Source organism: Leptolyngbya sp. FACHB-60, from assembly GCF_014695775.1.
Taxonomy (GTDB): domain Bacteria; phylum Cyanobacteriota; class Cyanobacteriia; order Phormidesmidales; family Phormidesmidaceae; genus Nodosilinea.
Genome location: NZ_JACJOX010000030.1, coordinates 148,263 through 173,523, shown reverse-complemented (window position 1 = coordinate 173,523; position 25,261 = coordinate 148,263). Strand labels below are relative to the sequence as shown.

Here is a 25,261-nt window from a genome sequence, read left to right as displayed (position 1 = left end):
AGTCTAAAAAGATGCCTGTAGTGATGCCCTCTTACTAACAGCCTTTTAAGGCTAAAAACCTCTCTACCTAATGGAATATCTCAATATCCAGCTATGCTTACTGAATAGCTTGCCTACTGCTTAAAACGTGAAAACTTGGCACCTTTTGGATCGTCTTACTCGCCGCACTAGCGGGTTTACACACCATCTTCAAATCTAGTGCTACTGCCAGAACAGTAAGCAATAATAATTAGCAATAAAAAAGGCCAAGGTTTAATACCCTGACCTTTTTGTACTACCTACCCTTCAAACAAGGGCTAATCCATTCTTCTAGCAATCGTAGTAGAGAGCCAGTTCGTAGGGGTGGGGGCGCAGACGCATGGGGTTGACTTCGTTGTCGAGCTTGTACTCGATCCAGTTGCTGATGAAGTCTTCAGTGAAGACACCAGTGCTGGTCAAGAAGCTGTGGTCGGCTTCCAGCGCCTTGAGGGCATCGAGCAGCGAGCCAGGGGTAGACGGAATCTTCGCGAGTTCTTCGGGGCTGAGGTCGTAGATGTCTACATCCAGCGGATCGCCGGGGTCGATCTGGTTTTTGATGCCGTCGATACCGGCGCAAAGCATCGCTGCAAAAGCCAAGTAGGGGTTAGAGGTGGCATCCGGGCAGCGGAACTCCAGGCGCTTGGCCTTGGGGTTGTCGCCGGAGAGGGGAATGCGCACCGATGCTGAGCGGTTTCCTTGGGAGTAAGCCAGGTTCACCGGTGCTTCGAAGCCGGGTACCAGACGCTTGTAGGAGTTGGTGGTGGGGTTGGTCAGCGCCAGCAGAGCGGGGGCGTGCTTAAGAATGCCGCCGATGTACCACAGAGCCATCTGGCTCAGCCCGGCGTACTGGTCGCCCGCAAACAGAGGCTCACCGTTGTTCCAGATCGACTGGTGGGTGTGCATGCCAGAGCCGTTGTCGTTAAACAGCGGCTTGGGCATGAAGGTAACGGTCTTGCCCCACTTCTTGGCGACATTCTTGATGCAGTACTTATAGATCATCAGCCAGTCAGCGGCCTCGATCAGCCGCCCAAAGCGGATGCCTAGCTCGCACTGACCGCCAGTGGCCACTTCGTGGTGGTGCTTCTCAATGGGTACGCCCAGCTTGGCCATGGTCAGCAGCATTTCGCTGCGCATATCCTGAGAGGTATCGGTGGGGGCAACGGGGAAGTAGCCCTCTTTGTAGCGGGGTTTGTAGCCCAGGTTGCCGCCCACTTCTTCGCGGCCAGTATTCCAGCGACCCTCGACGCTATCGACGTAGTAATAGGCCGAGTGCTCGTTTTGGTCGAAGCGCACGTCATCAAAGATGAAAAACTCAGCTTCGGGGCCAAAAAAGGCAGTGTCGCCCAGACCAGTGGACTTGAGGTACTCGATCGCCTTGGTTGCGATCGCCCGAGGGCAGCGAGCATAAAGCTCCCCGGTGCGGGGCTCTTTAATGGTGCAGATCATGCTCAGGGTCGGCTCCGCCATGAAGGGGTCGATCCAGGCGGTGTCAGGATCGGGCACCATCATCATGTCCGACTCGTTGATGGCCTTCCAGCCCCGGATGCTGGAGCCGTCGAAAGCCACCCCATCGGTAAAACTGCTCTCGTCAATCTGGCTCTTGTGCAGAGTGAGGTGCTGCCAGATACCCGGCATATCAATAAATTTCAGATCGATTAACTCAATGCCGTCATCCTCAATCCACTTCAGGATGTCTGCTGGGGTTGCCATGAACTACTCCTTAGCCTCTTTAGCGTTCAAACGTGGGGAAACCGATTTAACTCGTCGTAGATGATGCCCTGGCTCCGTCCCAAATTCCCTGCCAAATCGGCAAGGCTGCACCAGGCAAGCCCTATGCAACACCGGTTTGTCGGCACGGGCACTCTGACCCTGCTGGTTCCACAGGTATCAGCTCATCAGAATTATCCTAGGGAGAGGGGTTAGTCCGTTTTGTATCACCTACTACTTTTTGTCAGGGAAAGCTAACAAAAGCGCTGGGTCAGACCATGATGTTTTGTAACAATTCGCTCATCAAGTCCCGTCTCTGGCGGGCTCGGGCAACCCAGGGGTTAAGCCCCCGTGGTAAACTTCTTCGAAGATAAAACCTGGTATTTATTAGGGTTTTGGCCTTTGGGGTTTAGAACCTTTAGCCAGGGACGGGCAGCCTGCGCCTGCCACCATTTATAAAATGCTGTTTGCCAAGTGAGAGTTGGGAGAAACCACCTATGCGGGACGCTGTCACCACGCTAATCAAGAACTACGACAACACTGGACGCTATCTCGATAGCAGCGCCCTCGACTCTATTAAGTCCTACTTTGACAGCGGTCTCGATCGCATCAAGGCGGCGGCAGTTATCAGCGCTAACGCCGCTGGCATTGTCAAAGAAGCCGGCGTTACCCTGTTTGCCCAAGTCCCCGAGCTGATTCGCCCCGGCGGCAATGCCTACACTACCCGCCGCTACGCCGCCTGCCTGCGCGATATGGACTACTACCTCCGCTACAGCAGCTATGCCCTAGTGGCTGGTAACCCCGACGTGCTCGACGAGCGAGTGCTGGCCGGGCTGCGCGAAACCTACAACTCTCTAGGCGTGCCCATTGCCCCCACGGTAATCGGCATTCAGCTGATGAAAGACATTGTGAAAGCCAAGATACAGGAAGCGGGTGTCGCCGATCCTTCTGTAGTCGACTATCCCTTCGACTACATCACCCGTTCGATCAGCGAGACCAGCATCTAGGCGAGGTTCGAGGAATGGTATAGCGAACGGCTGCTTCGTGACGACCTTTCCCCTGGCTCTGGGTATAGACTTTGGCACCTCTGGGGTGCGTGCCGCTGTGGTCGATCCGCAGCGGCATTTATGTTGGCAATATCGCCAGGGCTACCCCGACTTACCCGCCCCAGAATGTTGGCGGCAGGGGCTATTTGCTCTGCTAGAGGCGCTGCCGGAGGCGCTCGCTCCCCAGATTGGCCGAGTGGCGATCGACGGCACCTCGGCCACCGTGCTGCTGTGCAACCAGGTTGGGGAATCGCTGACACCGCCACTGCTCTACAACCATCCTTGCAGAGAATCCTTAGAAACCGTCAAAGCCTTGGCCCCTGCCCAAAGCCCCGCTGCCAGCGCCACATCGAGCCTGGCCAAGCTGGTGTGGTGGCACCAAACGTTGCCCTCCTCAATCTGGAGCCAAGCGACCTATCTGCTGCACCAGGCCGACTGGCTTAGCGCCCAGCTCCACGGCCAACGGGGGCTGAGCGACTACCACAACAGCCTCAAGCTGGGCTACGACGTGGGTGCCCTAGATTACCCCGTCTGGATGCAGGGGCAGCCGTGGAGTCGGTTGCTGCCGCGGATGTTAGCGCCGGGGGAATTGGTGGGATGCGTGACAGAAAGCGTGGCTCAACAGTTTGGCTTATCTCCCCAGTGCCAGGTGATGGCAGGCACCACCGACAGCATTGCGGCTTTTTTAGCTAGCGGCGCGATCGCCCCAGGAGATGGGGTCACCTCCCTGGGGTCAACCCTGGCCATCAAACTGCTCAGCAACCAGCGAGTCGATGTGGGAGACTACGGCATCTACAGCCACCGGCTAGGAAACCATTGGCTGGTAGGCGGTGCCTCCAACAGCGGCGGTGCCGTGCTCGAAAAATTCTTTGACCGAGAGGCGTTAGTCGCCCTGAGCCAGCACATCGATCCCGCCGTGCCCACGGAGCTAGACTATTACCCCCTGGTGCAGCCGGGGGAGCGTTTTCCCATTAATGACCCCACCCTAGCTCCGCGGCTCTCGCCCCGCCCAGAGGATGACAGCCAGTTTTTGCACGGCCTGCTGATGGGCATCGCCCGCATTGAGCAGCGAGGATACGAGCTGCTTACCCAGCATGGGGCCTCGCCCCTGCGGCAAATTTTCACGGCTGGGGGCGGTGCCGCCAACGAGACCTGGCGACAACTGCGAGCTGCCCTGCTGCCAGTGCCCATTAAAAACGCCGCCTCGGTGGAAGCGGCGGTCGGTAGTGCCTATCTAGCGTTTGGATGGCTGGGGGATGCCATTGAGTGATTCTTAAAGCAAATGAAGCGAGCGCGATCGCCCTTCCCCCAGCTACTAGGCTATGAATTAAGCTTATTGTCCCGGCGATATTGCAGGTAAGCCGCAACGAAAAGCCCGGCCAGGGTGACAGGAATAAACCCTAAAACGATGCCACTTAGCAAAGGCTCAACCACAGCAATAACTCCTTGTCTCAACAAAAGTCTATGGTCTAACCATAACACTAATCAGGGCCTGGACTTAGGCCCTGGCGATGTTGTCGGCAGACCTCAACCAGGGCTTGCGCGACCTCTGGGCAGCCGCCCCAGTGCAGATGCAGGTACGAGGCGTGAATACGATGTGGTGCCCAGCCCTCAGTGGCGTGGCGCTGCGTTGCTCCGTAGCGCTTGAGTTGGTACAGGGGCGAGGAAGAGGGCGTTTCTGCCTCAGAGCGGTGAAACTCGTGCCCCCAGATGGTTTGACCGGCCTGTAGGAGTAAACTGCTTTGTTCTGCCAGGGCGTGACGGTAGCCCAGGGTGAGTCGTCCGGTCATGCGCACACTGGTGGGCAGCACGCCGACCATGGGCCAGGCATTGTCGTTTAGATCGACCAGGGTAGTGGCTAGATACATCAGCCCGCCGCATTCAGCATAGACGGGTAAGCCTTGATGAATGAGCGCCTTGAGCGTTGACCGCAGGTCCTGGTTTGCAGCTAGCTCCGCCGCAAACATTTCAGGAAAGCCGCCGCCAAAGTACAACCCATCGGCATCGGCAGGAGGATGGGCGTCCCGCAGCGGGCTCCAGGGAATAATCTCAGCTCCTAAGGCGGTAAGGATGTCGAGGTTGTCGGGGTAGTAGAAGCTGAAGGCGGGGTCTTGAGCGATCGCGATCCGGGGTGAGGGGGTGACAGGGTGACGGGGTGACGGGGTGACGGGATAGCTTGCTGGTGTTAACCCCGAAACGCTTGATGTTTCTAAGAGGGGCGTGAGGGCATCCCAGTCAAAGCAGGTGTGGCCGAGATGGGCGAGGCAATCGAGGATGTCGGGGAGTTGGGGGAGTTCAGCGGTGGGCACTAGGCCCAAGTGGCGATCGGGGAGGGCGATCGCAGTTTGCCGCCACAACACGCCAAGAATGGGCAGGTCGATGCTGGCCAGGGCATCGGTGAGGAGTTCGAGGTGGCGATCGCTGCCCACCCGGTTTAACACCACCCCGGCAAGCTTGACGCGCGGATCGAGACTGCGGTAGCCGTGAACGATGGCCAGCACCGATCGCGATAGACGACTGCAATCGACCACCAGCAGCACCGGCAAGTTCAGCAGACGGGCGATATGGGCGGTGCTGGCAACATCCGAGAGCCCAGACGCACCGTCGAATAGGCCCATGACTCCCTCGACTAGGGCAAAGTCGGCCCCTTGGCAGCGGTGGGCAAAGCAATGCTGAACGTAGGTTTCTGAGGTCAGAATAGGGTCGAGGTTGTAGCAAGGTCGCCCCGTCGCCTGCTGGTGAAACATTGGGTCGATGTAGTCTGGCCCCACCTTAAACGACTGCACGCGGGGCGATTTTTGCGCCAGGGCCGCCAGTAGCGCCAGGGTGACGGTGGTCTTACCCACGCCGCTGCGCTCGCCCGCGATCACCAGGCCGCCGGGGCTAGCCGCTGTGCTCAAAACCCTGCCCTCATGGTTGGCTTCCTACTGTTAAATCTGTGCCAACCATCTTATCGGGGGACGGGTACCGACGGTGGCGGTTGGGTAATCTGGGAATATCTACGGTACGGGATAGCCCAACGCGATGACGACTCCTTCGCTACTGGAGCAAGCCAAGGATGGGGATGCTGCGGCGATCGCCGCCCTGCTTACCCACGCCCTCAAGCCTAAGGGCATTACCGTGCGGGGCGATCGCCACAGCTACTGTTTGCAGCTGTGGTTTAGCGGCTGCCCCGCCCCACCTCAACCGGCAACGGTGGCCTACGTTCGCCGCACCATGGAAAAATTGCAGCCGTCTGTCACTGGTATTGTGCAACTCTACGGCATACAAACAGGCGATGCTCAGCCTGTTTGGAGTGAGGAAATTGCCCTGCTGTCGCTGTCCTCAGAGGCTTCCCTGTCTGACGAGTCACAGTTCCGGGAGACGTCAACCTTACCTGATGAGGGCAGAGCTACTACCCCGGACCCCCAACCGAGTCCCTTCACCGCTGCCCCAACGCCAGTAGCAGTGGTTCGTGCCTACGAGGAACTGGGGCTATCTCTGGGAAATCCGTTGCCTCAGGTAGAGGCTGTGTATTTCAAGCGGCGGGCAGAGTTGCTTCGCCTGGGCGATCGCGCTGCCCTGGAGCCCCTCAAGTGGGCTTTCACTACCCTCAAAACTCATCTAGAGCAGAGTGCTGTTGCCGAGGCCGATTCTGCTAGCACCACTCTGCTAGAGGCGATCCCCACTACAGGTATAGAGCCGGGGCGGCGATCGCCACTCCGGCAAACAAAACTCCAGCCCAACCCACCAGCAGACGACACCGATTTGCTGTCATTTCAAAACCGCTACAGCAATGGGCTAATCTTTCCGGGGTTGCTGCTGCTGGGGGTGCTGATGAACGCCATGCCCATCGTGAATGCGCTGCTGTTCGGCATCAAAATTTGGCTCCATGAGTTTGGTCATGCCACCGTCGCCTGGCTGTCGGGACGGCAGGCGCTACCCCTGCCCATCGGCTGGACGAGCTACAATCCCCAGCGATCGGGTTTAGTCTACCTTGCCATTCTTGTTTTGCTGGGTCTGCTCTTCTGGGTCGGACGACGCGAGGGCCAACGTTGGCCTATGGTGCTGGCCACAGTGCTGGCTGTGGTGCAGTTCTATATGACCTGGCTGCTGCCCGCTGAGCGATTTGACATGCTGATGGCCTTTGGCGGCGTGGGGGGCGAAATTTATCTGTCTGCCCTGCTGATGGTGGGCTTTTACTTCCCCCTCCCCCACTACTTTCGGTGGGATTTTTACCGCTTTCCGGTGGTGCTGGGGGCGGCCTTTTGCTTTTGGGGTCAGGTGTGGCTGTGGCAGCAAGTTCCCAAGGGCAAAGCCTCGATTCCCTTTGGCAGTCTGTGGGGTGAGGCCGAGCATGGCGACATGAACCAGCTAATCGACATTCACGGCTGGATGCCGGGCAATGTCATAGGCACCTACGGCACCTTGACCCACCTCTGCCTGCTGGGAATTGTCGGCATTTACGCTTACACCCTCTTTTGCCAGCACCGCCAAACCTTTGTGGCATTGGGCCGCCAGTGGTTACCCTAGCGATGCCACTCGATAACGCCGCCGGGTTTGTCGATCAGGGTAATGCCTTTAGTCTGAAGCAGATCGCGGATGCGATCGCCCTCAGCAAAGTCCTTCGCGGCCCTAGCCTCGCGCCGCTGGGTCAGCAGCGCCTCAATCTCCCCATCCGAAAGCCCATCTTCGACAGCAGCTTCAACCTCGGGAGCCACCTCTAACCCAAGCACCTGGGCTAGGCACACCAGGGTTTGCCACTGTTGGCGGAGAACATCGCTAGCGGTATCAGCCTCGCCAGTATGGGTGATCAGATTTCCCGCGCGGCGCAGGTCTTTGGCCAGGTCGAATAGCACCGCTAGTCCCCCAGCCGTGTTGAAATCGTCATCCATGGCCGTCTGGAAGGTTTGTACCAGTTCACTCTCCTGGTCAATGCGCATGGCTGCCGGATCGCCAAAGGCAGAATCCTTGACATCGGCCCAAGCGAGCTTGGCGCCAAACTGGTAGCCAAACAGCAGGCCATCCTTGAGCGTGCCCCAGCTCGTCTGGGCAGCTTGGATAGCTTCATCGGTAAAATCTACCGGCTTGCGGTAGCTGCCTTGCAGCAAAAACAGCCGCACCGCCATGGGGTCGGGGGCGTTGGGCGCATCTAGCAAATCCCGAATGGTGGTGAAGTTGCCGAGGGATTTCGACATTTTCTCACCGCCCACGTTCACCATGCCGTTGTGCATCCAGTAGCGCGACAGGGGATGGCCGGTGGCCGCCTCCGATTGAGCGATCTCGTTCTCGTGGTGGGGAAACACCAGATCGCTGCCGCCCACGTGGATGTCGATGGTGTCGCCAAGGCGATCGCGAATCATCGCCGAGCACTCAATATGCCAGCCCGGTCGCCCCGGCCCCCAGGGCGACTCCCAGAAAGGCTCGCCTTCTTTAGCGCTCTTCCATAGGGCAAAGTCGAAGGGGTCTTGTTTAATCGAATCTTCGGCCACCCGACCGCTGGCCCCAGCCTGCATGTCGTCAAGCTTGCGGCCCGAGAGCTTGCCGTAGCCCTCAAATTTACGCACTGAATAGTACACATCGCCGTTGGCGGGGTAGGCGTAGCCCTTCTGCTCTAGTTCGCTAATCAGCCGCTGAATGCCATCCAGGGTTTGGGTGGCATAGGTGTACTCATCGGCCTCCATCACGTTCAAGCGGGCAATATCCTCTAAATAGGCCTGGGTGTAGCGCTCTGCCACCGTCTGCATAGAAGAATCTTCTGCCTTGGCCCGATTCAGAATTTTGTCGTCAATGTCGGTGAAATTTTGCACGTAGTGAACCGCATAGCCCCGCCACAGCAGGTAGCGTCGCACCGTATCCCACGCCACGTAGCAGCGGGCGTGGCCCAGGTGCGAATGGTCATAGACCGTGACGCCGCAGCAGTACATCTTCACCCGGCCCGGCTCGTGGGTTTCGAGGGGTTCTTTTTTGCGGGCCAGGGTGTTGTAGAGAACGATGCTCATGGTAGGGGCGGGCAACGGTGCAAAATGCCCATTATATAAAGAACGCCAACAGAACGATTCAACACTGAAACCGCCCTCAGTGCAACGCAGCGCTTCAGGCTCGCCAACAGTCCCAGCTAGCATAACGACAAGAGTCGCGGCAACATTCTAGAAGATTGTCGCGGGCAGAGTCACAGCATACCTACAGGCCGGGGGATTAATTTGGCCCAAGTCAACCTGTAAACTCAAATATGTAAGATTTGATGCGAAACATTGGGAGCCATGGTTAGTCGATCCAGCCTGTGTCGGATAGTTGTAGCCACGCTGATGGTGCTAACCCTTTGCCTCAGCTGGGTGAGCCCGGCCCAGGCCACCAACTACGATCGCCAAAACCTGAGAAAGTCCAACTGGTCTAACCAAGACCTGCGCGACAACAACTACACCCGCGCCGACATGGCCGACGCCGACATGAGTCACGCCAACCTGCGCGGGGTTCGCCTATTTGACACCACCTTGGCCCGCGCCAACATGGAAGGTGCCGATATGACGGGGGCTACCCTTGATGGGGCTCGGTTCTTTCAGGCCAATCTGACCAACGCCATTTTTGAGGGGGCCTACGCCTTTGGCACCGACTTTCGCGAAGCCATTATCGATGGGGCCGACTTTACCGACGTGCTTCTCGACCCCAAGGTCAACAAAATGCTTTGCGATGTGGCCAAGGGTACCAATCCGGTAACGGGGCGCAATACCCGCGATACCCTCTACTGTTCCTAGGTTTAGATCAGTCTCCGCTGGGAGTAATCCTGTGACTGCGATTCTCCTATAGCGAAAGAGGGGATGGCAAACTGGCCTATAGCGATCGCCTGACTACCGATGAAAACCTCTTAACCTTCGTAGCAACGGCTATGGAGGTAACCAGGCAGAAAGAAAAGCCCCTGTGCTGAACCAGCACAGGGGCCAAAGGCATGAACTTCAGGCGGTCAAGACCTCCTACGCCGCAACGGGCTCAGCCGAGTTGATCGTAATGACCAAGTCGTTAAAGTCATTGTCAAACAGGTCTTCGAAGCCCCAAACGTTGCCGTTGCGCTGGATCCGGGATTCACCGATGGTAGCCAGGTTATTGATGTCACCATCCACCAGCAGCACAGGGGCATAGTAAGTGCCACCGGGCAAGGTCAGGTTTACGTTAGTCGTCATCAGGTTGTCGACAAACAGCTCGGCATCGAGCAGGTTGGCGGCAACAGCTGTCTCGTAACCAGCATCCCCAGCCACAAGACCATCCACGCGCCCCTGGGCATCGGTTTCGTAGAACCTCAGCACGTTATCAAAGGTCGCCTCGCGGGTCACGGTAATATCAACGACGACATCGCCATCGATACCAGTCAGGTCAACTAACTCAGCCACAGGCGGCTCAAACGACTCATCCCCAAACAACGTGCGGTACATCATTTCATAGATGAAAGTGTTGTCTAAGGTAGAGGGCAGCAGGTCGGCATTGAGACCGTAGGCTTTAGACACGATGCTACCGGGGAAGTCGGGGGTGCCCACCCAGGCTACACCGAAGTTGCCCATGGGGCCGTCGATGCTGTCGGTAGCGGCAAACGAATCCCAAGGGAACTCCACACTGCCGGTGCTGCCGGTAGCGCCATCCAGGAAGACAGGGGTACCTGCCTCGGTGGTGGGGTTGGCGTAGATGAACGGGACCTCAGCTTCCTCTGCACCCAGAGCTGGCCCTGAGATGGGGTTACCCGAGGGGCGGGTATAAGGGGCAAATTGGAACACCTGTAGACCACCGGCATCGCTATCGGCAGCGGTGACCACCAGGGTGTTGGGGTCAACGTTATCGACGTAGTCCATGGCGACACCAATGGCGGCATCGGCCCGACGCACACCTTCGATAGTACCTGCCGCATTGTTGCTGTTGCCGAAGTTGTCGGTGCCCTCTTCTTCAAGCACCACAAAGAACCCGTCGGGATCGTTGGACACCAGCTTGAGGGTGGCATCCAGCATTTCGGCAACGGTGGGAGCCGTTTCGACGTAGAGAGGCTGGGGAGAATCCGTATTCAGCCCCAGATCTTCTTCGGTGGTAGCGTCAAAGGTGGCGTCAGCCGCAAAGACCCCCAGCAGCTTTTCGGGAGGATTGTTGCCATTCACCACCTCATTCATCTGGTCTTCGGTGTAGACCACGGTGTAGCCCAGGGACTCCGCCAGCTCAATTAGGTTGGTGGTGGGGCGACGCTCGGGGCGCGTTTCTGCGGCGCTCATGTCGGCGTCTACGTGGAACCCAGTTTCACCGATGGGCAGCATGTATAGCTCGCCACCGCCCATGATGACATTGGTGCCAGAGCGAATGGTCTGCTCGATAATTTCGGCGTACTTGTCGCGGGCGCGGATATCGTCGCTGTCGCGGTTGGTGGTAGCGGCGGCAAAAGCAGCGGTGCCCGGCTCAGCCATTTGACCGGACTGAATCAGCGCGGTGGCTTTGCCAGCATCGATCGCCTCTTCCAGAATGGTTTTGCCCACATTGCCAGAGGCTGGCACCACAACGGAGTTGTCTTCTTCTAAACCAAAGGACTCGTTGAAGACCTTGACCCCAGTAGCGTGGGTGACGGCCCCAGCGTTAGAGGTGCCGGTCAGCTGGTTTTCCATGTGGCCCAGGTATACCCCGGCGTTAGACATTTTGTCCCAGTTGAGGCGACCGTCTGGCCCCTCGTCGATGTTGCGCAGCGCCATATAGTGGGAGGGGCTGGTGCCATCGGGGTGAATAAAGATGACGTTGCCAGTCTCAGCGGTGGGGGCAGGCGCAACCTTAGTTTCGTCAGGAATGCGAGACTCAAGTTCTACGTCGAACAGGGTTTCGTACATCAGCTCATAGATGCCGGTGTTGTCGACGGTGGAGGGCAGCTTCTCGGCGTTGAGGCCCTCAGCCTTAGAGACAATCGAGCCAGGAAAGTCAGGAGTACCAGCCCAGCCCACCGCAAAGGGAAACACATCTCCGTCAGCATCGGGGGCAGCGATAAAGGGTAGGGTGCCTACGCCGCCCACGCCGTCGAGGGGTACCGGACGATCTTCGAGGGTGGGGTTGTTGTTGATGGTGCCTACGGGTTCCTCTGCATCAACGGGGTCGCGCACTTGCAGACCACCCGCATCGCTATCGGCAGCGGTGATGATCAGAGTGTTTTCGTAGCGGCTGAGAAAGTCTTGGGCCACGCCGATCGCCGCATCGGCCCGCCGCACTCCCTCAATGGTGCCAGCGGCGTTGTTGTTGTTGCCAAAGTTATCGGAGCCTTCTTCTTCGACGATCGCGATCGAGCCATTCTCAAAGTTGGGATGGGCCTCCATCAGCTGCTGGGTAACCTCCAACATTTCGGCGAGAGTTGGCGCAGTCTCTAGGTAGAGCGGCAAGCCAGCCTCAGCCAGCACTTCTTCGGGGCGATCGTTGAAGGTGTGAACGGGCGCAAAAACCCCCAGCACCTTTTGGGGCGTTGCCGACTGCTCTAGCAGGGCATAAAGCTCATCGCGGGTATAAACCACGGTGTAGCCCAAGAGCTCAGCCAGCTCAATCAGGTTCTCAGAGGGGCGACGAACGGAGTCGCTGGCGATCGCATCGTATTCTGCAGCGGTGCCGTGAAAGCCATCGGTGCCCACTGGCAGCAGCGTAACTTCGCCCCCCGCCAAAATAAAATCAACCCCTGATTCAATCACCTGACGAGCGATTTCAGCGGTTTGGCCCCGAGGCACAACCGTTCTGCCATCGACCTCAACATCGCCGGTCTCAGCCACAAAGGCCGCCGTACCCGGTTCGAAGATAGCCCCAGACTGCACTAGCGCGGTGACCTTGCCAGCGTCGATCGCCTCTTCAACAATGGTTTTACCCGTGTTACCCGATAGCGGCGTAATCTCCGAGCCATTTTGCTCTAGGCCAAAGGATTCGGCATACACCTTAGCCCCAGTGGCGTGGGTGACAGCACCCCCGTTAGAGGTGCCGCCGAGCTGGTCTTCCATATGCCCCAAGTAGACCCCGGCATGGTCCAGGTTGTCCCAGTTGAGGCGGCCATCGGGGCCTAGATCGGCAAATCGCGCGGCGGCGTAGTGAGATGGGCTGGCTCCGTCAGGATGGATGAAGATAACGTGGTTGTTAGCCATTGGTATGCTTCCTTACAGATTGTGTCTCTAAAACCGGGCAAGCTCTACGCAGCAACCTTTCATCTCGCCTAGCCCATCCCGATCGCTGCCAACCTTGGCAAAGCGCACTAAAGCAGGCCACACGGGTTGTGACCGTGCGACGTCTCATTGACTGAGCCTGATACCTCAGAATTGAGACAAGGGTTAGAGCGGGGCAACTCCCCTGATCGCTTTAGAGGGACTTAGGATTAAGCATCGAGAGCTGGTTACTGCTTGACCGCCGCTTGATAATCTCTCACAGGAACTTTAAAGAGAGGCTGACATCGGGTTAACGGATCCCCCGTAATTGGTTTAACCATTTGGGAAAATTCTTAACCGTGCGTTCCATCCCACTCCACCGACCTGTTCAGGTAGCCCTTTCAGGTCAATGGAGTGAGTTAGGAACTGGTTTAGCCTCAGGCTACTTAGGCAACAGCCTCAGTCGAGTTAATGGTGACGACTAGGTCGTTGAAGTCGAAGTCGTTTAGATCCTCGAAGCTCCAAACATTCCCGCTGCGCTCAATGCGAGACTGCCCCAGGGCCGCATCATCGATCGTAACTAGGTTTTCAGAACGGCCTTGAATCAACAACGCTGGTGCGTAGTAGGTGCCACCCGCCAGCAGGATGGATTGATTGACAACGCTGAGGTTGTCAACGGTTAATCCGTCTGCATCGAGCAGATTAGCCGCAACCGCTACCTCATAACCGGCTTCACCCGGTAGAAGCCCGTCCACAGCACCCCGAGCGTCGGTCTCATAAAACTTCAGGATGTTGTCGTAGGTTGCTTCGCGGCTCAGGGTAACATTCACGGCAACATCGCCATCAAAACCGGTCAGGTCAACTAACTCCGTGATAGCGCCTCTAGACAATCCGGCGACACCCAAACGGGCATCGAGATCTAAAGGCTGGTTGAGCTGGATCTCGATGATTTCGTTGTTGTCAATCCCTGGCGGACGGCCCACCGAGAAGGGGTAGTTGTTGTCATTGGCCACCAGGATGGTGTCTTCATCAAGCACCAAGACACCCTCAATGGTTTGGAAGGGGAAGTCAAAGGTGGTGCTGCCGTCTCCGTTGAGATCGTTGGGGTCACTGATGTTCAACAGATCGACCAGTTCTTCTTTTTTGACAAACCCTTCGCTGTTGAGCTGAGACAGGTCAACTTTAAAGATCTTTTTGAACTCTGCTGCTTCCCCCTGGTTGTTATCCCGCTCAATTACGAGAAACTCGTTGGCATTGATAGGGGTGAAGTCGCCGATCGCATGGGTCGTCGACTCCAACTGATACAGACCTGCCAACCCTTCGAAAGAACTGCTGGCCACATCAAATTCGTAGATGCGCAGGGAGCCAGCGGGGTCGCCAACCACCGTGCCTTCAAGCATGGGGTAGAGGGTGGCGCGATCGGGGCTAAAGGCCATGCCCTCAAACCCACGTGAACCGCTCAGATTTGCCACTGCTGGCTCGTCAATAAAGGTGCTGCGAGCGGTGAAGCCGGTGCCGGGGAAGTCGGTAAAGAAGCCGTCTACCCCTAGCTCAATGAACTGCTTATATTCACTGATGGGATTGCCCTCATAGCTGTCGGGGAGGAAGAAGCTCTCATTTCGCAGCGTATAGAGGTGAACCAGCAACCCAGCGTCATGGGCGTCGGCGATCAGGGTGGTGGGGGTGCCGGTGACGCGATCGCCATCACTAATTGACCCATCACCATTCAGGTCATCGGGCTGACCGTTACCATCGGCATCCACCGTGCTCAGAGGCACAATGCGCTGTTTGTTGGGGCCAATGCCAGCCGCATATTCAGTAATCTCTGCCAAGCCAGCCGGTGTAGACAGGTCGGTGTAAGTGCGAGCATCGCCAGCCACTACAAAGTCGTAGGGCTGACCCGAACCGCCAAAGAGCTGCACCAGCGGAATGTCAATCTCGGCGGCGGGCATGATGGTGTCGTTTAGCGCCTTTAGGTTCGCCACCTCAAAGGACTGAATATAAACTCGGCTAGGGTCAGTGAAGCCTTCTGCCACCAGGGTTTCCACCAGGATTTCGCTGGTGTTGAAGCCCCGCTGCTCAAAGAAGGTGGGGTGCTTGGTTTCGGGGTAGATGCCGATCTTGCGCCCGGTTTCTAACTCGACCTCTTGCACCAGGTCAATCACCTCAGCCAGGGTGGGCACCTTCAGACCATCGTTGTCGAATTCGGTACCCCGGATAGCTGGAATCCGCTCAATGGCGTTGAGCTGCTTGACCTCTGCCAGGGTAAAGTCTTCGGCAAACCAGCCGCCCCGCAGAACGCCGTCTAGGTCTTTCACCGTGAGGCGCTCAGCAAACTCAGCCCGCAGGTAAACATCGGTGCTGGTGTCGGTGGTGTTGAGCACGGGGTTGCCGCTGGCATCCAGCTGGATGGTGCCGTCAGGATTCAGCGCCACCACCCCTAGCATGGGCTCGTGGCGAGCGATTAGCACGCCGTCTTTGGTAACAACTAGGTCGGGTTCGATAAAGTCAGCACCCTGGGCGATCGCCAGCTTATAAGCTTCCAGCGTGTGCTCGGGCCGCAGGCCAGAGGCACCCCGGTGGCCAATCACGATGGGAGCATCGCCCGTCAGCGTGTCAAACTCTGTAGTGGCGAGCACTTCAGGGTTTTGGGGAGAACGGACAAAGTCACTGGTAATTTGGTCGCGCACCAAGTCACCCGTACCAGGGAAGTCGGTAAAGTAGCCATCCACACCCAGGTTGATGAACTGCTCAAACTCCTTATTGGGGTTGCCCTTCTTAGTGGTGCTGTCCTGGTAGTCAGAGGCCAAAAATCGCTCTTCGTTGCGGAAGGTGTAGGCATGGACAAACAGCCCCGCATCGTGGGCATCGGGAATCAGCGTAGAGGGAGCCGTGGTCGTTTTATCGGCATCGTTGACGGCGCCATCACCATTCACATCATCAGCCGCACCGTCGCCGTCAGCATCCACACCCTCGACGGACACAATCATGCGCTTCCAGGGGCCAATGCCGTCGGCATACTCAGCGATTTCGGCCAGTCCTTCAACCGTTTGCAGATCGCCGTAGGTGCGGGTGTCGCCACTGACAGTAAAGTCGTAGGGACGCGCGTTGACATCCTCATAGATGAGCGAGCCGTCCAGGGCCACATCAAAGGCGTCCAGCAGCTGCACAAGGGGAATGTCGGTCTTGGTGTTTAGGTCCTTTAGGTTAGAGACCTCAAAGGATTGGATAAACACGCGGCTGGGGTCGGTGAAGCCCGTGGCTTCTAGGGTCGCCAGCAGAGGCTCTTCCAGCGACAGAACGAGACCGTCGTGGTAGGTGGGGTGCTTGGTTTCGGGGTAGATGCCGATCTTCTTGCCGGTATCTAGCTCGGCCTGCTTGACCAGGTTGATCACCTCTTCAAAGGTCGGAATCTGGAATACGCCATTAAACGCATCGGTGCGATAGCCCTGGGGCATGATGGCGCGCAGGGTCTTGATTTCTTCTAGGGTGAAGTCGGAGGCAAAGAATTCGTTTTCGTAGGTGACACCATCAATCACGCCGCTACGCTTGCGATCGGCAAATTCGGGGCGGTTAGCGACATCAGTGGTGCCTCCCAAAATCGGCTCGTGGCGAGCAATCAGCACGCCGTCTTTGGTAGCCACCAGGTCGGGTTCGATAAAGTCTGCACCACGGGCGATCGCCAGACTGTAAGCCTCTAGAGTATGCTCGGGCAATTCACCACTCGCGCCCCGGTGAGCAATCACCAGCGGAGCTTCGCCGTTGAGAGTGCTCAGAGGTTTGACATTGGGAGTAGCAATGGGCGCATCTAGCAGCACACCGGTGGCGTCAAAGTGCAGCAGGTAGGGGCCAAACTCATCCCCAACCCAGATTTCACCGTTGCCGTCGACGACAAACGATTCCACATCAAAGTCAGCACCAGTGAGGAAACGCTCTGTCGTCTCCCCGTTCACAATGTCGAAAGGAATCAGGTTATTGGGATCGCGGAACTGCACAAAGCCCTGAATGTCTACAGTGCCATCCCCACCTTCTGACCCAGCCAAGCTCGGATCAGCCTGATAGAGCCGCAGCAAGTAGTCAGCACTGTTGGTCTTAGCACCAAAGCCATTGTCAGAGAGGAACCAAAAAGTCGAGCCATCGCCACCAGGGGCAAACTGAACGCCGCTGAAGCCTTGAATGGGCTGGCCGTCGAAGGGGCCGGTGCGACCATTGCCAGAGATGGGTGCACCAGTGCCATCGTTGCCGCCAGCGTCAGGGCCTTCAGCAAAGGTGTCAGCGGGCAGCGAGGCAAAGCCAGTTAGCTCTGCACCCTGAGTTGTATTCAAATCCATAGCTGTCAGGCTCTCCCAAATAACTCGCTTTAATCCGTTCAACTAGGTATCAAAATTCCTTGCTGAGTTATCAACTCAGCAAATTATTCTCACCCCAATTTCCAGGGAAAATGTTCTCACAAAAGCTTTGAAGCGAGATTAAATGTGGGCTATTCTAGGGTTAACTTTGTTTCCCTTGTAAATTAAGAAATTGTTTAAAGAGGGAGCTGTTGTAGAGTTGGCAACCAACGGATCCCGTCTACCTCCATTAAAAGAAGGTTAGTTTTAGAGTCCTTCTTTTATTGAAAATACCTATTAGGTTTGGAACGATTCAACGTAGCCAAGTCATGTTTCTTGGCTGATTCACTTTAGAAGAAAATCCCTTAAAGGAAAAATTAGCAATAAAGTTTGGTTTAAGTTTAGAGAAAATCTAAGTTAAATGTCTGCGCAGTCGATGGGATGTTGATAAGGCAGGTGCGATCGCATTCCTACGAACATTTTGCCAGATCCAACTTTCAGGGCATGCCAATTTTGTAGAACATGTCTTGAGAAGATCCCTTGCTAGCTAAGCAGGTAGCCAAATGGTCAATAGCCCATCTGACTTAAACGATTCATGCTAATGCAGCGAAGTCAGCAGCTTCAGTCTCTTGGCAAAGTTGGGGCGTCAGGTCGATTGCTGGGACTAACGCAGTAGCGATTGCGGCCTGCCAGTTTGGCTTGATATAGGGCAGCATCGGCAGCGGCTAGTAGCTCGCTGGGTGAAGTCTCGCTGAGGGGTACGCAGCAGGCAATACCAAAGCTCAAGGTGATGTGGTCCGCTACCGACGAAAACCCGTGGGGCAACCGGGCTTGGGTAAACTGATGTTGAATTCTGGTGGCTACCGCCATGGCCCCTACCAGGGTAGTTTTGGGCAATAGGATCACAAATTCTTCTCCCCCATAGCGAGCCAGCACATCGCCAGGACGCTGAATGTGATCCTTCAGCAGTTGGGCCACCTGCTGCAAACACCGATCCCCTGATGGGTGCCCGTAGTGGTCGTTGTAGGGCTTGAAATAATCCACATCACACATGATCAAAGCCATCGAGGTAGTAGCCCGCTGGGCCTGTGCCCACTCCTGAATGAATACCTGATCAAAATGGCGACGGTTGGCTACTTGGGTGAGGGCATCTGTAGTGGCAACTTGATTCAGTTCTTCGTTTGCCTGCTGTAGTTGCTGAGTCAACTCTTGCAGCTGCATTTCTGCTCGCATCTGGGCATCAATGTCTTGAAATGCTCCATAAAGGCGGGTGCAAGTGCCGTCGATAAACTCCGCCTGCCCCAGCGATCGCACCCAGCGTAGGTTTCCCTTAGCGGTCACGAGCTGTAGCTTCTCATCCCAAGGCTGCCCGATGAGGCGCGCGCGCTCAATGGCAGCAGCCATGCGCTGATGGTTAACGCCTGAAGGATAAAAACTGAGGGCTGCGGCTAAGGTTGGCTCAAAGTCGGCATCGGCCTCATGAATTTCTCGGGTAATAGGGGTCCAGTGCACCAGGTTCTGTTGCAGATCGACTTCCCAGCCGCCGACGCGGGCGACGCTATTGGTTTGCTCTAAAAAGACTTTGGTGCGCTGAAGCTCTTCTTCCATGAGCTTGCGCTGAGTGATGTCGCGCCCCTCTGGAATCAGCAGCACCACCTGGCCTTGGTCATCTAAAACCGGCCGCAGGGAAAAGTCGATGGTCAGCATCTGCTGATTGGCCCCCTGCACGGCCACCTCGTAGCGCACAAACTCTCCCCCGACAGCGGCGGTGATCGACTGCTTAAGCTGCTCCTGGGCTTCGCAGGAAAAATTCCACCAGCCCGTATCCCAAATGGGGCGATCGACCACGTCTTCTCGCTCAAAACCACCAAAGGCCAGGGCAGCTTGATTGGCCTCCAGCAAAACACCCTCTGGCGTCAGCAGACCAATAAACTGATACATCTGGTCAAAAATGGCCTGAAAGCGCTGCTGGCTCTCCCGCAAAGCCTTTTCCGCCGTTACCCGATCAGAGACATCCCGCACCATCACCAGCACTTCATCCCCCTTCAGAGGCACAATCCGCGCCTCTTCGTAGTAGGGCTGGCCATCTACAGTGATGGTGTATTCGTAGATCTGCCGCTCGCCAGTGTCGAGCGCCTGCTGGATGAAGTGCAGCCGCTGATCGGCTAGCGCCCTGGGCAGCATCTCGTAGATTGACTGCGGACGCTGGGTATCAACATCACCGTAGAGGGTGATCTCACCGCCCGAGATAAAGTCGTAGCGCAGACCACGGCGATCGATGCGCATGAGCAGATCGGGAATCGCTGACAACATGGCCTGCTTAGTGGCTTCACTCGCTTGCAGAGCCAGCTCAGTCTGCTTGCGCTCGGTAATGTCTTGGATGTAGCCCAGGAACTGAGTGACGGTGCCATCGGCAGCATAGATCACCCGAGTAAAATCATCAATCCAGCGATATTCACCGTTGGCATGGCGCAGTCGATAGGTTTGGGCGTAGCAGGGGGTTTGGGTCGCCGTAGCTGTGGCTACCTCTGCCTGGACCCGTTCCATATCATCGGGATGAATCAGGAAAGCAAAGGCCACGTGCCCCTCTACCAGCGCCCTCGATTCATACCCCAGTTGAGCCTGCACATTAGGGGAAATATACTCCACTGGCCAGTCAGCGGTCGTTCCCCAGCGGATGACCATCGTTGGGCCGCCAACGAACAGGCTGCGTTCTTCTTCGAAGGCTTGCTCAATCTGTTTGCGATCGCTAATGTCTTGCACAATCGCAATGTCTGAAATCGCCTGCCCATCAGCATCACGGAGAATAGACAGCACCAGATTAGTCCACCGGACGCTGCCGTCCTTGTGAAAGTAGCGCTTTTCTAAGGTGACTGACGAGGCTTGCCCAGCGTAAAGTTTGGCCAGGGCGGCTTCAGTTTCTTGCCGTTCATCGGGATGGGCAATGTCTTGATAGCGCAGCTGGAGTAATTCTGCCTCGCTGTAGCCCAGCATGTCGCAGTAGGCCTGGTTAGCCTGCAAAAAATGACCGTCTAGATCTGCTTGGTTAATGCCCAGGGCAGCTTGCTGAAAAATGGCCCGCAGCCGGCTTTCACTCAGGCGCAGGGCCTCCTCTAGCTGTTTTTGTTCAGTGATGTCAGTGGCAACGCTGTCGAGGCGAACCGGCTTGCCCTCTGGGTCATAAACCACCCGAGAGCGATCGCGCACCCAGCGCAGTTCTCCATCAGCTCGGGTAATGCGATACTCCAGATCAAAGCGTTCCTGCTCGCCAAGCTGCCCTAAAAACTGCTCAATTTTGGGTTGGTCGGCGTGGTAGATCAGACTGCGCCACAGGTCAGCGGCATCCAAAAAAGCCTCTTTAGAATAGCCAGAGAGAATCTCCACAGCAGAATTGACGTACCGAGTGGTCATCGTTTGTAAATCGATTGACCAAACCACACTGTCGATATTGCTGAGAATGCCGTCCAGCAAAGAGTGCTTGTGGGCGAGCTGAGTTTGAACAACCCGCAATTCCTCGGTGCGTTCTTTAACCTGCTGGGCCAGCATTTGGTTGAGCTGCTCCTTGAGCACCTCGGCCTGCTTACGCTCGGTTACATCCCGCAGAATAGACAGGTGAAAGTGGGGCGAAACATTGGCCGTAGCCGCGTACTCCACAATGCGTTCTTCCCCGTTGTCAACCCGTAAAGCAATCTCTCCCTGCATGTGGCCCTGGGCCAAAAACATCTGCCACTGTCGAAGTAGGTCAACCCCAAGGGGCAAAACACAAAAATCGGCAATGGTGCGGCCAATAATCTGCTCTCGAACACAGTTCAGCAGCTTGCAGGCGGCAGGATTAGCCTCAACATACTGGCCCTGATCGTTAACAATCAGCATGGCATCGAGGGCCATGTTGAAGAGGTTACGACCCTGAGATTCTAAAGACATTCCCTCTTCCCCTAAACCAGCCTGAGGCAAGGGACTAAGGTTTACAGACAAACCGTTAGGAGTTAGAGACACAATAAAGTGTGGAGCAAAAGACAACAGAAAAATGGAAACACCCTAGAGGGCAGGTTGCACCACAAAGGGTTTTAGAAAACGCGGGGCAAAAAGAAGGTTTTAACCGGGAATGTAATCTGAGTTGTTTAGTCACTCTAAGGCGGGAGCAGCCTTCGTTCTGTATCACTGTCGCTATGCCCATAGCAATGACCTATTTTTCCCAATTGCTCGGCAATTTATCCTGCCCAGTCTCCTACTCTCGGCCATTGGGCTTAGGTGCCGTTGGCACCTAAGCCCAATGGCCCTCAAGAACAGCTTCCTAAATCAGCTACCAACAAAACAGCCCCTGCCAGACGTTGCTGGCAGAGGCTGTTCATTTAACGGATTAAACGCGCTTAGCTAGCGGCAGCACCACTGCGGCTGTAGGTAGCCCAGAAGCTGGGGTGCACCTTGCCCTGGATGTGGTTCCAGTAGTGGGCGGCTTCGGCGGGCAAACCGGCTTCGGCGGCCAGACGGCCCAGCATCGATTGCTGACGCTGCTTCACGGAGCGATGACGGTTCATCATGCTCATACGGGCTTTGTCTTCGGTGCTTAAGGCGCTGGCTACGGCGGGAGCTGCCATTGCGGGGGCTGCGATCGCAGCCACAGGTGCGACCTCAACCACAGGCATGGCCTGGGGAGTGCCGGACTGGTGGGCCACACCGCGATAGACCAAGTCTAGGGTGGGCTGCTGCACAGCAGCTTTTTTAACGGTGCGGAATCGAATATCTACGCCGCGAAACTTGCCAGCCTCATCAGTTAGGTTGGATTCCACAACGGGGGGAGTGTAGTCGTAGCTTACGCCGCGATAGGTGAGTTTCATGGGGTCGCCTCCAAAAGATCAAGGGTTTGATCAGAACATTGGGGCGCGTTCCTTCGGGGGCTATTAACCCCTACTTCCGTCTCACTTTAGCCAGTAACGAAAAAGCGAGATGAACGAATTTCTGATTACTTCTGTATAATAAGCTACAGTTTTGATGAATGTCAAGAGAATTTCTATTCTGTACAAGCTTCTACACAATCCTAAAAGCCTGGTAAATCAAACATTTGAAGCACCCAGCGGCAGCTCAGAGAAAATTTGCCAGATTTGCCCATCGTGGCGGAGCAAGGTCAGGGTAGGCACTTCAAAATCGGCCGAGAAAGGGCGGTGCTCAAACTCAGCCCAGGCTTGGTGAAAGGCAGCGGGCGTGAGATCACGAAAGCCCACGGTGACGTGAGGGGTAAAGGGGCGAGGGGCGCGACGATGGTCACCGGCTCGATAGCCCTTCCGCAGCCCACAGTGAGTTTCTAAATAGGCCACTAAGGCGGGTTGAACGGCCATCAGCGCTGCCGTCTGGTGCACATCTATATAAATCACTCGCGGCGGAAAGGCATTAAACCCTTCTAGAACAATGGGAACGGGCCGCTGCTGACGGGCAAATCTATGCAGATGGTGCTGTAGCTCGTCCAGCCGCTCTAGAGACCAATCAAAAGGCGGCTGTAGGGTGATGTGAGGCGGGGATCTAAGGGCAGCCCTGCTGCCAAAGCGCTGCTCAATTTCCTGCTTGATGACGGTAATGGTATCCTGCACCGGCTGGGGCGGCAGTATGGCTACAAAAAATCGCGCAAATTTCGGCGATGGGCTAGCCATGCGGGGCAAACCTTAACTATGGGAGCTGAGTCTAGGGCCAGCGATCGCGATCACGGTCATAAAACGACAGCCGAGCGTAGCCCATAAAGGTAGACTTCACCGTTTCACCCACCGGGTAGGCCGTTGCGCCAAACAGGTAGACCCCGCCGAAACGAGGATTCCGCACGGGCCGTAGAGCCAAGGTGATCGGTACCCCAGGTTCGGCAGGCGGATCGAAGGAAATCGACAATTCGCGAGCGTCCTGATCTTGGGCGAGTTCCCCAAGGGGCAAACGTACCCGCCCCTCGGGGGTGTTAGCAAAGGCTTCGGTAGCCTCTAGTCGATAGCGAAAAATCGGGTCGTAGCCTTCGTTCAAGCGAATCACCACCCGGTCTAGAGGCTCAACCGCCGCCTCGGGAAAATCAAAGGTGAGGTAGTAGGTGACATTGCTGTCGCTGACCAGATTGCGGGTGGCGTAGCTTTCGGTCAGGCGCGGCGGATACGAAAAGCCCACGGTGCCGTCAGAGTACTGAATCGCCGGGGCGGAGGCTAGCGCTAAAAATCCCCAGGTAGAGCCCAGGGTCAGTAGACCGGCACCGGCCAGCGCAACGCCTCGTCTAAGAGATGGCCTAGGTAGGGATGTGAACATAGCGCGATCGCAACAACGGGCTACCTCACCTTTGGCAACAACCACATCGCCAAACTGAGGCTAGATAACTCCAAGTCTAGCGCCGTCAGCCCGAGAATTTGGGCCAAGAATTTGGGATCGCTCTAGTTGTCAAACAGATTGAGCTGAAGTTCTGGCTTCACCCGCATGACGACTAAAGTCATGTCGTCGTCGTTGCTGCGATCGCCCCCAATGAAGCGATCGATCAGGTCAAAGGTATAGTCTAAAATCGCCTCGGCTGATGTGCAGTTACGGCAGGCCCACTGAAGAGCCCGCTCCAAGTTTTCTTCCTCAAAGCGCTCACCGCGAGGGTTAGAGGCCTCGGTAAAACCGTCGGTGTAAAACACTACCGTGTCGCCCGGCTGAAGCTCCACCTCGGCTTCGCAATACTCGGTGTTCATATCCAGGCCCAGCAGCATACCGGGGGTATCGAGCCGGGTGATGGTGTTGGTGGCAGCCTGCCACAGTAGCGGTGGATTGTGAGCAGCGTTGCCGTAAGCCAGGCGGCGAGTTTTAGGATTGTACTCGGCATAGAATAGCGTCACAAAGCGGTTCGAGCTTTCTAAATCGCTGTGCATGACGAAGTTTAAGTCTTGCAAGATGCGGGCGGGCGAATGGCCGTTAAGCACCTCCGTACGCAGCATGCCCCGCATCATCGTCATGATTAATCCGGCGGGCACACCTTTGCCCATGACATCGCCAATGGCAAAGCTCCAGGGAGCCGCCGCTGTCTGCGGTGAGTCGGTCTGGCGCAGCTGGTCAAAGGTGGTGGGAATAAAGTCGTAGTAGTCGCCCCCCACCCGGTGAGCGGTGCGGCACTTTGCGGCCAAATCCATCCCCTGGACGGCGGGGCACTCGCGAGGCAGTAGTTGCAGCTGAATTTCGGCCCCAATCTCAAGTTCGCGATCGAGGCGCTCTTTTTTGCGCACCGCCGCCGTTAGCTCGTTGTTTTCGATCGCCACCGAGGTTTGGTCGGCCACCAGGCGCACCAGCTTCTGGCGAGTCTCTGTCCAGGCGTAGTCGGGGTCGCGGCTAAACACATAGAGCCGCCCCCTCTCCACATTTTGTACAATGATAGCGGTGCCAAACAGCTGAAACTCATCGCCCAGGTAGCGGTTGACCTGGCGATCGAGGGCCAGCATGGCGTTGCGTGCCATCGACATCATGCTGCTCTCAGGGGCGGCTTGAAAGCTGGCGGTCACCTGACGGGTAGCGGCTTCCAGGGCCGATCGCACGTCCTGGCACTGGTCTTCGCTCTGGCAGTGCAATCGCTCTAGGCGCACCTGCCCATCGGCCCGAAACAGCACTAAGGCACCACCGCTAGCGTCAGTCACCCGACTGGCAATCATGGGAATCAGCTCAAGGAACTGATTTAAGTTGTTGAGACTGCGGAGGGCGAACCCCAGTGAACTGAGCAAGTCTTGAATTTTGTACTGCTCACGCTGCAGCCGAGCCACCAGTTCTTTAAGAGCAAACACAGGTGGGGTATCTGGCAAAGCGCTATTGCTAGCGCTCTCAAAGGAGGGTAATGGCCCGGATGGCATGGGGAAAGCTGTCATGGACGACCTGTGCAAAATGCTCTCGTGAGACTCAACAAACCAAATGACCAACTAAATATAGGGGCTAACTGAAAATTTGGCGCACGTCTTTAAACTCAAGCGGAGAAAATCCCTATTTTTGGCGGGATATAGCAACTTTTGCGAAGGCAATCCCGGCTGCCTGCAACCGGCGATAGCCCATAGTAGCGCACAAATTGAAGGCCAAGGAT

General features: G+C 56.5%; 15 protein-coding genes and 1 riboswitch. Of the genes, 4 read left to right on the top strand and 11 right to left on the bottom strand.

Annotated elements, in window-relative coordinates; all coding sequences use genetic code 11:
• Positions 1-309 precede the first annotated feature (309 nt).
• Positions 310-1,728, bottom strand: coding sequence for a type I glutamate--ammonia ligase (gene glnA, locus H6F57_RS12990; RefSeq protein WP_190629170.1), 1,419 nt, complete (start codon positions 1,726-1,728; stop codon positions 310-312).
• A gap of 494 nt (positions 1,729-2,222) precedes the next feature.
• On the opposite strand from glnA, the gene apcB reads away from it, so the two are divergent.
• Together apcB and H6F57_RS12980 are read left to right on the top strand one after the other, a co-directional pair.
• Entirely contained in the window at positions 2,223-2,732 is a 510-nt protein-coding gene (gene apcB, locus H6F57_RS12985; protein WP_190629168.1) for an allophycocyanin subunit beta, read from the top strand.
• Positions 2,733-2,769: 37 nt separating this feature from the next.
• Entirely contained in the window at positions 2,770-4,041 is a 1,272-nt protein-coding gene (locus H6F57_RS12980) for an FGGY-family carbohydrate kinase (protein ID WP_190629166.1), read from the top strand.
• A 50-nt stretch (positions 4,042-4,091) separates the two neighbouring features.
• On the opposite strand, the gene petG is transcribed toward H6F57_RS12980, so the two are convergent.
• Positions 4,092-4,205 (bottom strand): cytochrome b6-f complex subunit V, encoded by a 114-nt coding sequence (petG, locus tag H6F57_RS12975; RefSeq protein ID WP_190517464.1) that lies wholly within the window; start codon positions 4,203-4,205, stop codon positions 4,092-4,094.
• Between the two features lie 47 nt (positions 4,206-4,252).
• Positions 4,253-5,671 carry a cobyrinate a,c-diamide synthase gene (locus H6F57_RS12970; protein ID WP_190629164.1) on the bottom strand — a complete coding sequence of 473 codons (1,419 nt, stop codon included), beginning with the start codon at positions 5,669-5,671 and terminating at the stop codon, positions 4,253-4,255.
• A gap of 124 nt (positions 5,672-5,795) precedes the next feature.
• On the opposite strand from H6F57_RS12970, the gene H6F57_RS12965 reads away from it, so the two are divergent.
• Positions 5,796-7,283 (top strand): hypothetical protein, encoded by a 1,488-nt coding sequence (locus tag H6F57_RS12965; protein ID WP_190629162.1) that lies wholly within the window; start codon positions 5,796-5,798, stop codon positions 7,281-7,283.
• Here the strand turns inward: H6F57_RS12965 and cysS are convergent.
• Positions 7,280-8,752 (bottom strand): cysteine--tRNA ligase, encoded by a 1,473-nt coding sequence (gene cysS, locus H6F57_RS12960; protein WP_190629160.1) that lies wholly within the window; start codon positions 8,750-8,752, stop codon positions 7,280-7,282. The genes H6F57_RS12965 and cysS overlap by 4 nt on opposite strands.
• A gap of 261 nt (positions 8,753-9,013) precedes the next feature.
• On the opposite strand from cysS, the gene H6F57_RS12955 reads away from it, so the two are divergent.
• Positions 9,014-9,505, top strand: a complete 492-nt coding sequence (locus H6F57_RS12955; protein ID WP_190629158.1) for a pentapeptide repeat-containing protein — start codon at positions 9,014-9,016, stop codon at positions 9,503-9,505.
• A gap of 216 nt (positions 9,506-9,721) precedes the next feature.
• Here H6F57_RS12955 and H6F57_RS12950 read toward each other — a convergent pair whose 3' ends face one another.
• From H6F57_RS12950 to H6F57_RS12920, 7 genes are all read right to left on the bottom strand, one after another.
• On the bottom strand, positions 9,722-12,877 hold the full coding sequence (locus tag H6F57_RS12950) for an alkaline phosphatase (protein WP_190629156.1): 3,156 nt from the start codon (positions 12,875-12,877) through the stop codon (positions 9,722-9,724).
• Between the two features lie 443 nt (positions 12,878-13,320).
• The gene (locus tag H6F57_RS12945; RefSeq protein ID WP_190629154.1) at positions 13,321-17,205 is read right to left on the bottom strand and encodes a glycerophosphodiester phosphodiesterase family protein; all 3,885 of its coding nucleotides are present in this window, start codon (positions 17,203-17,205) and stop codon (positions 13,321-13,323) included.
• A gap of 618 nt (positions 17,206-17,823) precedes the next feature.
• Positions 17,824-21,126 carry a PAS domain S-box protein gene (locus H6F57_RS12940; RefSeq protein ID WP_190629151.1) on the bottom strand — a complete coding sequence of 1,101 codons (3,303 nt, stop codon included), beginning with the start codon at positions 21,124-21,126 and terminating at the stop codon, positions 17,824-17,826.
• A 446-nt stretch (positions 21,127-21,572) separates the two neighbouring features.
• Positions 21,573-22,040 carry a DUF4278 domain-containing protein gene (locus H6F57_RS12935; RefSeq protein ID WP_190629149.1) on the bottom strand — a complete coding sequence of 156 codons (468 nt, stop codon included), beginning with the start codon at positions 22,038-22,040 and terminating at the stop codon, positions 21,573-21,575.
• Positions 22,041-22,082: 42 nt separating this feature from the next.
• Positions 22,083-22,158, bottom strand: a riboswitch (Glutamine riboswitch).
• Positions 22,159-22,256: 98 nt separating this feature from the next.
• The gene (locus H6F57_RS12930) at positions 22,257-22,847 is read right to left on the bottom strand and encodes a 2'-5' RNA ligase family protein (protein ID WP_190629147.1); all 591 of its coding nucleotides are present in this window, start codon (positions 22,845-22,847) and stop codon (positions 22,257-22,259) included.
• A 31-nt stretch (positions 22,848-22,878) separates the two neighbouring features.
• On the bottom strand, positions 22,879-23,475 hold the full coding sequence (locus tag H6F57_RS12925) for a DUF2808 domain-containing protein (protein WP_190629144.1): 597 nt from the start codon (positions 23,473-23,475) through the stop codon (positions 22,879-22,881).
• Positions 23,476-23,597: 122 nt separating this feature from the next.
• Complete coding sequence (locus H6F57_RS12920) at positions 23,598-25,052, bottom strand: PP2C family protein-serine/threonine phosphatase (protein WP_190629141.1); 1,455 nt, start codon at positions 25,050-25,052, stop codon at positions 23,598-23,600.
• Positions 25,053-25,261 lie beyond the last annotated feature (209 nt).